General features: G+C 60.6%; 2 protein-coding genes. One reads left to right on the forward strand and one right to left on the reverse strand.

Features of this window, described 5'->3' with window-relative positions:
- Positions 1–12 precede the first annotated feature (12 nt).
- Positions 13–2,445 (forward strand): TonB-dependent siderophore receptor, encoded by a 2,433-nt coding sequence (locus GH769_RS12960; RefSeq protein WP_173877515.1) that lies wholly within the window; start codon positions 13–15, stop codon positions 2,443–2,445.
- A 125-nt stretch (positions 2,446–2,570) separates the two neighbouring features.
- Here GH769_RS12960 and GH769_RS12965 read toward each other — a convergent pair whose 3' ends face one another.
- Positions 2,571–13,058, reverse strand: a complete 10,488-nt coding sequence (locus GH769_RS12965; RefSeq protein WP_153649778.1) for a non-ribosomal peptide synthetase — start codon at positions 13,056–13,058, stop codon at positions 2,571–2,573.
- Positions 13,059–13,060 lie beyond the last annotated feature (2 nt).

The following is a 13,060-nucleotide window of genomic DNA, read 5'->3' on the forward strand; positions in this document are numbered from 1 at the left end:
GAGAAAGCATCCATGCCAGCACGACTCGGTCTCAGCCCCCTGAGCAAAGCGCTATCCATGCGCCGGGCCCTGAACATCAACCTCTTGCCCAGTACCCTGGCGTTGGCTGTGTCGATGCCGATTGCAGGCTATGTGCAGGCCCAGGAGATCGAGTTGAATATTCCTGCACAGTCGCTGGGGAGCGCACTGCAGGAATTTGGCCGCCAGACCAATGTGCAAGTGCTCTACAGCCCGGGCGATGTGCAGGGCAAGAACAGCCCCGCCGTCAAGGGCAAGATGCAGCCACAGCAGGCCATCAATGCATTGCTGGCCGGTAGCCAGACCACCTATAACCTCAACGGCAACACCTTGACTGTCACTGCTGCTGGTAGTGGTGGTGGGCTGGAGCTGAGCCCGACGCAAGTCACTGGCAACATGCTGGGTAACGTCACCGAGAATACCGGCTCCTATACGCCAGGCTCGATTGCCACCGCAACGCGCCTGGTCCTGACACCCAAGGAAACCCCGCAATCGGTGACCGTGGTCACGCGTCAGCACATGGACGACTTTGGCCTGAACAGTGTCGACGACGTGATGCGCCACACGCCGGGCATTACCGTTTCAGCCTTCGATACTGAGCGCAGCAACTACTACGCTCGTGGTTTCTCTATCAACAACTTCCAATATGACGGGATCCCTTCCACCGCACGCAACGTGGCTTACTCGGCGGGGAACACGCTGAGCGACATGGCGATCTACGACCGTGTTGAAGTACTCAAGGGCGCGACTGGCCTGCTGACCGGTGCTGGTTCACTGGGGGCCACTATCAACCTGGTACGCAAAAAGCCGACCTCTGAGTTCCAAGGTCATGCCACGCTGGGTGCCGGTTCGTGGGACAACTACCGCAGCGAGTTGGATGTGAGTGGCCCGCTGACCGAGACCGGCAATATCCGTGGCCGGGCCGTCGCCGCCTATCAGGACAAACACTCGTTCATGGACCGCTACGAGCGCAAAAGCCCGACTTACTACGGCATCATGGAGTTCGACCTGTCTCCCGATACCCTGCTGACAGTCGGCGGCGATTATCAGGACAGCCTGCCGAAAGGCTCATCCTGGTCGGGCAGTTTCCCATTGATCGACGCCCAGGGTAATCGCAACGACGTCAAGCGCTCGTTCAACAACGCGGCCGACTGGAGCAGTTGGGAGCAATACACCCGCACCGTCTTCGCCATGTTGGAGCACGACCTGGGGGATGGCTGGATAACCAAACTGCAACTGGATCACAAGATCAACGGCTACCACGCACTCATGGGTTCCATTCAGGGTGACACCCCGGGATTGGATGGTAAGTCACAGCTGACTTCGGGCAAATACACCGGTGAAACCGTCAGTGACTCCGCCGATCTGTATGTAAGCGGCCCCTTCAGCCTGGGAGGCAGGGAGCATGAACTGGTATTCGGCGGTTCCATCAGCGCTTCGGAATGGAATGGCAATGGCTACTGGAACCTCGCCCCCAACCTGGTGGACTTCAATAACTGGCACGGCAACGCACCGCAACCTGATTGGGGCAAACCACAATCGAAAATCGACGACACCGTCCGCCAGACCGGCATGTACATGACAACACGGCTGAACCTTGCTGACGACCTGAAGCTGCTGCTCGGTGGCCGGGTAGTCAACTACACGGTGACCGGCTACAACCCTACCTATCGCGAGTCAGGACGCTTTGTACCTTATGTCGGTGCGGTGTACGACCTGAATGACACCTACTCGGTTTACGCCAGCTACACCGATATTTTCATGCCCCAGGAAAGCTATAACCGCGACAGGGACAACAAGCTGCTTGAGCCGGACGAAGGCCAGAATTGGGAGCTGGGTGTAAAGGCCGACTTCCTGGATGGTCGTGTAAACGCCAGTGCGGCCTACTTCGAGATCCATGAAGACAACCGTTCCGTTTCGGACGATGACTACAACAACTTGAAACCTACCCCCTCGAACTACGCGTTCAAAGGCACCCAGGCCGTGACGAAGGGGTACGAGCTGGAGATGTCCGGCGAACTGGCTCCGGGCTGGCAGCTCCAGGCTGGCTATACGCACAAGATTGTGCGTGACGACAAAGACGTCAAGATTTCCACTTTCGAACCCGAAGACCAGGTCAGCCTGTACACCACTTACAAGCTCAAGGGTAATCTTGACAAGTTGACCGTTGGCGGTGGCGCTCGCTGGCAGAGCGTTGGCTGGCAGAATATCTATAACTCTCCCCGTGGTGGCTACGAGGAGTTCTCTCAAGAAGCGTACTGGTTGGTGGACCTGATGACCCGTTATCAATTCACTAAAAACGTGTCGGCGACGCTGAACATCAACAACGTTTTCGACAAGTCCTATTACACCAACATCGGCTTCTACAATTCTGCCGCTTATGGTGAACCCCGTAACTTCATGCTCAGCACTCGCTGGGACTTCTAAAGCAGGATCAGACGCCCCGAGGCAATGACTGCCCGGGGCGGTTTGTTTGTCCGAATTATAGATAGGGCCATAAAAAAGCCCCCAGTCGCTCAAGGTGACTGGGGGCTTTTCATATTGGCCTCTGGTCAGCTCATCGCGGCAGCGAAGCTATGGACGAACTCTGCGTTATCGATTAATCGGTCATGGCTGGTCTCGATCAACACTGAGCGCTCGATCGTTGATTGCACTGCAACTTCCAGCATGCTCGCCTCAATCAATTGATGATGTACCCCAGTACGACTCAAGGTCGCCCACCAGCAACTTATCGGTGCCTTGATCGCCTTGAAGTCGGCATCGTGCAGGCGCTGCCCGAGAATGCGGTCAACCTCCCAGGAAATCTGCGCTTCGTGGCCACTGAGCAACTCATCCTTGAGCTCGCCAAAACGCGAGCCCAGGGTTTCCTCGGCCCAGTGGCTGAATGCAGTCCATTGCTCGCCTTCTGCAGCCTCTAAGCATTGCAGCTCGGACCAGTGGGCATGAATCTGCTGGGAGAACTCAGGGAACATCACCTCCAACAGTTCCACACGCCGTTCATTGGCAGAAATTTCTCTTTCGTCAACCATCACCGCCGTATCCCAAAACGGCTTGACCCACTGCGGCGGGGATGCGTCGATCCAGCCAACACACTCGACCTGTCGGCCCGCCTGCTCCAGGCCATAGGCGACTTCCATCGCCAGGTTGCCCCCCAGCGACCAACCGGCCAAACGGAACGGACCCTCGGGCTGAGCCTTCAACAATTGCGTCGTGTAGTCCTCGACCATTGCAGCCCAGGCTGGCACCTCGCTGCCCTCCTCGGCCAAGGCGCGACACATCACCCCCATCACCGGCCTGTGCTCACGCAACGCAAGGGCAATCGCCTTGTAACAATGCACCGAGCCATAGCTGGGATGGAACAGGTACAACGGTGTTCCACGGCTTTGACTGTTGAGCCTCACGATCAACGAACTGCCAGCGCTTCCCTCAAGGCAAGCCGCCTGCCCTGCGACGCTCGGATTGAGCATCAACTGACTCACCGACAGCTCCACGCCAACAGCTTTGCGGATGCGCTCCTTGAGCATCAGGACCAGCAACGAATGCCCGCCCAACTCGAAGAAGTTATCTTCGACACTCACCTGCTCAAGCTCCAGGACTTCGCGCCAAATGGCTACAAGTGCTTGCTCCAGCGTATTGCGCGCTGCGACGAAGTGCCGTTCGTGCAAGTTTGAATCCGGCGCAGGCAACGCCTTGCGATCCAGTTTGCCGTTGGGGCTCAGTGGCATATGGTCCAGCAGTACCCACTGCGCAGGCACCATGTAGTCCGGCACATGTGCCAATAAATGAGTGCTCAGTGCATCACGCCAGGCGAGTGTCGAATCCTGCAGCACCACATACCCAACGAGATACTTGCCTTCATGCACTTGCACCGAGGCGTCGCGCACCAGTGGATGCTCCAGCAAGCGCGCCTCGATCTCACCCAGCTCTATGCGCAAACCGCGTAGTTTTACTTGATGATCCAGGCGCCCAATGTATTCGATCACGCCATCCCTGCGCTGTCGCACCCGGTCGCCGGTACGATACAACCGCGTGCCAGGCTGGAACGGGCACGGTACAAACCGCTCTGCGGTCAGGCTGGGACGTCGATGGTAACTGCGTGCCAGCCCGACGCCCCCCAGGTACAACTCGCCCGCAATGCCCACCGCGACTGGCTGCAACTGCGCATCCAGCACGTAAGTGCGCAGATTGGAAATGGGTCTGCCAATCGGCACGCTGTCACGATGCTCATCGACGCACGTCCAGTGAGTCACATCAATCGCAGCCTCAGTCGGTCCATACAGGTTGAACAAGCCCGTATTCGGCAGCTCGGCGAATACGTGTTGCTGCACCCCCACCGGCAAGGCTTCGCCACTACAGATGATACGGCGCAACCCCTGACAGCTGGCCACCTGTGAATCCTGCAGGAATGCGTGCAGCATGGAAGGCACGAAATGCAGGGTGGTCACTTGGTGCCGATTGATCAACTCCACCAACTTCGATGGATCTCGATGATCTCCAGGGGCCGCTACCACCAGCCGTGCACCGGTCATCAAGGGCCAGAAAAACTCCCATACCGATACGTCAAAACTGAACGGTGTCTTTTGCAACACCGTATCTTCGGCGCCGAGCGTATAAGCCTGTTGCATCCATAGCAACCGATTGGTCAACGCACAGTGGCGGTTACCCGCCCCTTTCGGCTGGCCGGTGGAACCGGAGGTGTAAATGACGTAAGCGAGATTTTCCGCGTCTACGGCCACATCAGGATCGGTATCGGCATACTCGCTCAGCCATTGATCGTCGGGCTCGACCACCAGACAGTGCGAGGGCGCGCTGACCGGTAAGGCCTGTAACAAATGCGCCTGCGTCAGCAGCAGCGGTACGTTGCTGTCTTGCAGCATGTAGGCCAGGCGTTCGCGCGGGTAGTCCGGGTCCAGCGGCACATAGGCGCCACCTGCCTTAAGCACAGCCAGAAGTGCTACCACCATTTCAGTGGAGCGTTCCATCGCCACACCTACCAACACATCAGGCGCGACACCGGCCTGGATCAAACGGTGCGCCAATCGATTGGCTCGTGCATTCAACTGCGTATAACTCAGTGTCTGAGCGCCAAACACCAAAGCCTGGGCATTCGGTGTGCGCCGCACTTGCGCTTCGATCTGCCTCTGCACGCTGTCTTCCAACCGATAATCCTGCGCCGTGTCGTTCCACTGCTCGACTATCACCTGATGCTCAAGCGGTTCCAACAGCGGTAGCTGAGCGACACGTTGGTGAGGGTCATCCAACATGGCCTGCAACAGGTTCTGCCAATGGCGCGCCATGCGATTGGGCGTGGCGGCATCGAACAGGTCGGTCGCATAAGTCAGGGTTGCCCATAGCCCATCGACGGTTTCCTGTGTGTCCAGGCTCAAATCGAACTGAGCGGTTTGCGTGCCCCACTCCAAGCCTTCAATCCTCAGGTCGGGTAGTTGCTGGCTCGTACTGGCTAGACGCGCTTGACTCTGATGATTGAAAAGCACCTGAAACAACGGATTGCGGCTCAAGCTGCGTTCAGGTTGCAGGGCTTCGACCAATTGCTCGAACGGCAAGTCCTGATGGCTTTGGGCGTCCAACGCCCGGTGCTTGGCCTGCTGCAACAGCTGGGTGACCGTCAGCTGCGCATCGAAATCGCCCTTTAGCACTTGGGTGTTGACGAAAAAACCTACCAGGCGCTCGGTTTCGACCCGGTTACGATTGGCAATAGGCACACCCACGCGAATATCCTGCTGCCCGCTGTAGCGGTGCAGTAGAGCCTGGAACGACGCCAACAAAACAATGAACAGCGTGACATCCTCACGCTGCGCCAGGGCCTTGAGCCCCGCTACTAATGCCGGTGCAAGCTTGATCTCCAGGCTTGCACCACGAAAGCTCTGCACCGAAGGTCGCGGCCGATCAAGGGGTAGCTCCAACACTGACGGCTCACCGCCAAGCAGAGCCTGCCAGTAACCCATTTGCCGATCGCGTTCACCACCCGTCATCCAGTCACGCTGCCACTGGGCATAGTCAGCATATTGAATCGGCAATGCCGGCAGTTGCAGGTCCTGGCCCTGGCTGTAGGCGGCATAAAGTTGCACCAACTCATCCACCATCACCTGCATTGACCAGCCATCGGAAACGATATGGTGCTGCACGAGCACCAACACATGGTCGTCTTCGGCCAGGCGCAACAAGGTTACGCGCAGCAGCGGCCCTTGCTGCAGATCGAAAGGTTGCGCGATCTCGGTCTCTACCCGACGTTGCAGGTCCGCCTCATTGACCTGCTCATGAAGGATGGCCACAGTGCCGTTTTCACGGATTATCTGGAAGGCCTGCCCTTCGTCCTGATGTACCTGCGTTCGCAGGCTTTCATGACGGGCTACCAGACTGTCGAAACTGCGTTGCAAAGCCGCATGATCCAGCCAGCCACGCAAGCGCAAGGTGCTAGGTACATGGTAGGCCGCACTGTGCGGATCCAATTGCCAGAGAAACCACTGGCGCTCCTGGGCATAAGACAGCGCCAACGGCTGTTGACGGCTGACCGGCAGGATCTGAAGCACACTCGCCTGTGATTCATGGGAGTTGCACAGGGTCTCGACAAACCCCTGCAGTCGCGGTTGCTCAAACATTGTTCTGAGGGGTACTTCCCGACCCAACAATTGACGCAGGCGCGAAATTACCTGCATCGCCAATAATGAATGCCCCCCCGACTCAAAAAAGTGATCGGCCAGACCGACACGCTCCACGCCCAGGATCTGGGCCCAGATGGCCGCCACCTGTTGCTCCAACTCGCTCTCGGGCGCCACATACACCTGCTGCATCTGGCTCACATCCGGCAGCGGCAAGCCCTTGCGGTCGAGCTTGCCGTTGGGGGTCAGCGGCATACGCTCAAGGAACATCAAATGCGTCGGCACCATGTAGTCCGGCAAGCGGGTTTTCAAGGCGCGCCGCAAGGTTTCGCGACCGGTGGATTGAGCGACAGCATCATCCAGGAGCGTCCGGTCCAGTGGTACGACATAGGCCACCAGTTGCTTACCGGTCGGCCCCTCTTGGGCGACCACCACGGTTTCACCGACACTGGCTTGCTCACGCAAGCGCGCTTCGATTTCCCCCAGTTCGATACGGAAACCGCGGATCTTCACCTGATGGTCCACACGCCCCAGGTAATCCACCACGCCATCCGGACGCCCGCGGGTCAGGTCGCCGCTGCGATACACGCGACTGCCAGGCTTGCCGAACGGGTCCGGCACGAAGCGTTCGGCGGTTAACGCCGGACGCTCCAGATAACCGCGGGCCACGCCCTCGCCGCCCAGGTACAACTCGCCGGCCACGCCGATGGGTTGCAGGTTCAGTTGCGCATCCAACACGTAGCCACTGCGGTTACCCAACAAAGTGCCGATGGGCGCGTAGACGGCGCCACAGGGGTCGCCCTTGCGTGCCTTCCACAGCAGCGGCGTGACCACGGTTTCGGTCGGGCCGTAGCCGTTGAACAGGTATTTGGGTTTCAGCGCGCGCCACGCCAGGTCGTAGCTGGCTTGAGCCACGGCATCACCGCCAAAGCAGTACACCCGCACCGCCGGCGGGTTGCCGTCGCGCTCGGCATGTTCGGCCAACTGTTGCAGGTACACCGGTGGGAACACCGCCATGGTCACGTTATGGCGATGCATCTGCTCGTAGGTGTATTCCGGCAGCCACAGGCTGTCGTCACGGATCAACACGCTGGCGCCGTTGATCAGCGGGTGCATCCAGCCTTCGTGGGAGCCGTCGAAAGCGAACGACATGAAGTGCAGCTCGCAATCGGCCGGCGAGGTTTCATAGCGCTCGCCGGTAGCGATGATATGCGCCACCAGCGGGCCGTGTGACACCGCCACGCCCTTGGGCAAACCGGTGGAGCCGGAGGTGTAGATCACGTAGGCAAGGTTGTCGCCGTCCAGCGCCACAGTCGGGGCCGTATCGCTGTAATCCGACCAGGCTTGCACCTGATCCACCGCCAAGACGTCGAGGCCGTCCGGGATCGGCAACCGGTGTTGCACGGCCGAATGGGTCAACAGCATTTTCGAGCGGCTGTCTTGCATCATGTACAGCAGGCGATCACGTGGGTATTCGATATCCAGCGGCACATACACACCGCCGGCTTTCATCACCGCCAGGAACGCCACCATGATCTCGGCACTGCGCGGCATGGCGATAGCCACCCGCACTTCCGGGCCGACGCCACGGGCGATCAAGGCATGGGCCAGGCGGTTGGCCTGGCGATCCAGTTCACCGTAAGTCAGGGTTTGCGCGTCGAATTTCACCGCCACCGCGTCCGGAGTTTCGCGGGCGCGATCGCCGACCAATTCGTGCACCAGGCGCTCGGCCGAAAAGCCAGACTCCGTGCGGTTCCACAGTTGCAGGATCTGTTGTTGTTCGGTCGCGTCCAGCAGGCTTAACTGGCTGAGCTGCTGTCGTGGGTTGGCGACCATACCTTGCAGCAGGTTCTGCCAGTGACGCGCCATGCGTTGCACGGTGCTGGCTTCGAACAGGTCCTGGGCATAACCCAAGGTGGCCCATATACCTTCGGTGGACTCCTGAATGTCCAGGTCCAGGTCGAAATGTGCGGTCTTGCTGTCCCAGTCCAGCCCTTCTACCCGCAGCCCTGGCAGTTGGTGCTGAACCTGAGCCTGGCCGACGTCAGTCTGATGATTGAACATGACCTGGAACAGCGGGTTGTGGCTCAGGCTACGCTCAGGTTGCAGGGCTTCGACCAGTTGTTCGAACGGTAAATCCTGGTGGGCCTGGGCTTGCAGGGCGCGTTGCCGAACGTGCTGCAGCAACTGCTCGACACTCATCTGCCCATGCACATCGGCCTTGAGCACCTGGGTGTTGACGAAGAAACCAATCAAGCGCTCGGTCTCGCTGCGATTGCGGTTGGCAATCGGCACGCCGACACGTATTTCTTCCTGGCCGCTGTAGCGGTGCAACAAGGTCTGGAACGATGCCAGCAACAACATGAACAGGGTCACGCCCTGCTGTTGGGCCAAAGCCTTGAGCCCCTGAGTGAGTTCCGGCGTCAGCTCGAATGCCAGGCGTGCGCCGCGGTGGCTCTGCACAGCCGGGCGCTGGTGATCGAACGGTAACTCCAGCACGCTCTGCTCACCGCCCAACAGCTCACGCCAGTAGGCCAGTTGACGTTGCTTCTCACCGGCGTCCATCCAGCTGCGCTGCCATACGGCATAGTCGGCATACTGGATCGGCAGCGCCGGCAACTGCACGTCCTGGCCCTGGCTGTAACCGGCATACAACTGCACCAGTTCCTCGACCACCAACTGCATCGACCAACCATCGGAGACGATGTGATGTTGCACCAACACCAACACATGCTCGTCGGCGGCCAAGCGCAACAGCGTGACACGCAGCAACGGGCCTTGTTGCAGGTCGAACGGCTGGGCGATCAGCGCTTGCACCCTGGCGCTGAGCTGGGCTTCATCGGCATCGGCCTGGGTGATCGGCAAGGACATTGGCGGCTCAATCACTTGCACCGCGCCGTCGTGATCCTGGCGGATATGGGTGCGCAGACTTTCATGACGCGCCAGCAAGCTATCGAAACTGCGTTGCAACGCAGCCAGGTCCAATTGCCCTTTCAGGCGCAGCGCGCTGGGAATGTGATACGCCGCGCTGTGGGGTTCCAGTTGCCAGAGAAACCATTGTCGCTCCTGGGCGTAAGACAGTGGCAACGGCTGCACGCGCCCCGCCGGCAGTAGGGCCGGCGCCGTTGGCAATAGGCTCTCCTGGGTTTGCATGGCCGCGACAAACGCCTCCAGCCGCGGATGTTCGAACACGGCTTTGAGCGGCACTTCCAGGCTCAGGGTCTGGCGGATGCGTGACACCACCTGCATCGCCAGCAAGGAATGCCCGCCCAGTTCGAAGAAGTGCTGGTTCAAGCCCACCCGTTCGGCCCCCAGAATAGCCGCCCAGATCGCCGCCACCTGTTGTTGCAACGGGGTGACCGGCACCCGCCAATCCTGTTGTTCCACGCTGGCATCTGGCTTGGGCAGGGCCTGGCGATCCAGCTTGCCGTTGGGGTTGAGCGGCATGCGCTCGAGGAAGATCAGGTGCGCCGGCACCATGTAGTCCGGCAGGTGGTCGCGCAAGGTGGCCATCAGCTGTTCGCCCACCTCGGCGCGCTCGGTTTCAGACAGCGTCTGCGCAGGTACCAGGTAGGCCAGCAGTTGGTTGTCGGCAGCCAGCAACAGCGCTTCACACACGCTGTCCTGGGCCAGCAGCACGGTTTCGATTTCACCCAGTTCAATGCGGAAACCACGGACCTTGACCTGGTGATCGACCCGCCCGACATACTCCACCACGCCATCGGCGCGATAGCGCGCCAGGTCGCCGGTGCGGTACAGGCGCTCGCCGGATGGGCTGAACGGGTCAGCGACAAAGCGCTCGGCGGTCAGGCCCGGCCGCTGCAAATACGCACGGGCCAAGCCATTGGCGCTGGCGATATAGAGTTCACCCACGGCGCCCAGCGGTAGCAGGTTCAGGTCACGGTCCAGCACATACAGGCCACGCCCTGGTAGCGCCCGGCCAATGGGGCTGGCACCGCCGGCGCTGACGGCGCTCGGGTCAGTGCAGTCCAGCACGCTGGAAACCACGGTGGCCTCGGTAGGCCCGTAGGTATTGAGCAAGCGCACATGGCCGAGCCCGGCGCGCTGCCACAACAGCGGGCCGTCCAACGGCATGGCTTCGCCGCCGATATGGATCTGGCGCAAGGCACCATAGGTCCTTGGGCCTGCTGCCAGGCAATCTTGCAGGAACAGCTTCCAGTAGGCCGTGGGCAAGTCGGCCAGGGTAATGCCCTGGGCAATGATCTGCCGATACAGCTCGGCACCGTCCCACAACTGCGGGCCACGCAGTACCACGGTGGCACCAAGGGTCAGCGCCGGGTACAGCTGCTCGACGAAACCGTCGAAGTTCAAGGTGGCAAACTGCAACACTCGGTCCTGGGCAACCAGCTGCGAGTAATCCGCCGCGATGCCAGCGAACTCACTCAGTGCTGCATGGCTGATGGCAACCCCCTTGGGCTTGCCTGTGGAGCCGGAGGTATAGATCACATACGCCAGGCTCTGGGGCTCGACCTCAACCGGCAAATTATCGTCGGCACGCAACGCCAACTGCGCCTGGACCCGGTCGATGTCCACCGCCAGCACCTGGGCCGGTAACGGCAGGCGCCCATGCAGGTGCGATTGGGTCAACACCAGGCCCACACCACTGTCCTCAAGCATATGCGCCAGGCGTTCGCGGGGGTACTCAGGGTCCAGCGGCACATAGGCCGCTCCTGTCTTGAGCACCGCGAGCAAGCTGACCACCATGGCAAAGGAGCGCTCCACGGCGATCCCCACCAGCCCTTGAGGGCCGACGCCCTGAGCCAGCAGATAATGCGCCAGGCGGTTGGCCTGACGGTTCAGTTCCCCATAGCTGAGGGTCTGCTCATCCAGGGCCAGGGCTTGACGTTCCGGCTGCTGATCAGCCTGGGCTTCAAACAGCCGGTGTACAGCCTCAAAGGGGGTGACACCGGCGGGGGTGTTCCAGTCCTGGAGCATCCTGTGTTGCTCAGCGGCACCCACTATTGGCAGTTCACAGAGGCGGCTGCGGGGTGCGCTCACCACCGCCTGCAGCAGGTGTTGCCAATGTTGCGCCAAGCGCTCGATGGTGGCGGCGTCGAACAGGTCGGTGGCGTAGGTCAGCGCGGCCCAAAGCCCGTCGGCGGATTCATGGGTGTCCAGGCTCAGGTCAAAATGGGTGGTCTGGCTGTCCCAGTCCAGTTCCACCACACGCAGGCCCGGTAACTGCTGGCCTTCGCGGCCGCCTTGGGCATCGGTCTGGTGGTTGAACATCACCTGGAACAATGGGTTGTGGCTCAAGCTGCGCTCGGGCTGCAACGCCACCACCAGTTGTTCGAACGGCAGGTCCTGATGGGCCTGGGCCTCCAGGGCTCGGCGTTTGGTTTGTTGCAGCAGCTCGGCAAAGCGCATCTGCCCGTCAAGGTCAGCCTTGAGTACCTGGGTGTTGACGAAGAAGCCGATCAGCCGCTCGGTTTCGACACGGTTACGGTTGGCGTTCGGCACGCCAATGCGGATATCCGACTGCCCGCTGTAGCGATACAACAGGGCTTGGAACGACGCCAGCAGCAGCATGAACGCGGTCACACCCTCTTGCTGCGCCAGGCGCTTGAGCCCCGCCACCAGCGTCGGTTGCAGATGCACCTGCAGGCTTGCACCGCGATGGCTTTGCTGCGCCGGGCGCGGACGGTCCAGCGGCAATTCCAGCACCGGTTGCTCGCCGCCCAGCAGGGCCTGCCAATATGCGAGTTGGCGCGCCTGTTCCCCGGCTTCCATCCAGCCGCGTTGCCACAGCGCGTAGTCGGCGTACTGGATCGGCAGCTCCGGGAGTTGCAGGTCATGGCCCTGGCTATGGGCGGCGTAGAGCTGCACCAGTTCCTCCACCATCACCTGCATCGACCAGCCATCGGAGACGATGTGGTGCTGCACCATCACCAGCACATGCTCATCCTCGGCCAGTTGCAACAGCGTCACACGCAACAACGGGGCCTGGTGCAAATCGAACGGCCGCGCCACCTCCTCTTCCACCCGCGCCATCAACTGCGCTTGGTCGACGTGCGCCTGCTGGATCTGCACCCGTGCCTGCGGCATCACTGCCTGCCACAGGCGTTGACCGTCATCGACCAATTGCGTGCGCAAGCTTTCATGCCGGGCTAGCAGGCTGTCGAAACTGCGTTGCAACGCTGCCAGGTCCAAGTGCCCGTGCAAACGCAGGGCGCCTGGGATGTGATAGGCGGTGCTGTCCTTGTCCAGTTGCCAAAGGAACCACTGGCGTTCCTGGGCGTAAGACAACGTCGGTGTGTCGCTGTCGTGGCGGGTGGGAGCAATCGGCAGTTGAGCGAAACTCATGCCCCGGCTTTGCAGGCGCTGGTAAAACTGCTGGCGCTGCTCCAGAGGCAAGCGAAGAAAGCGCGACACCAGGTCGATATTAGGGTTGGAAAGCATGG

The sequence above is a fragment of the Pseudomonas sp. CFSAN084952 genome, from assembly GCF_009648855.1.
GTDB classification, from domain to species: Bacteria; Pseudomonadota; Gammaproteobacteria; order Pseudomonadales; family Pseudomonadaceae; genus Aquipseudomonas; species Aquipseudomonas paracarnis.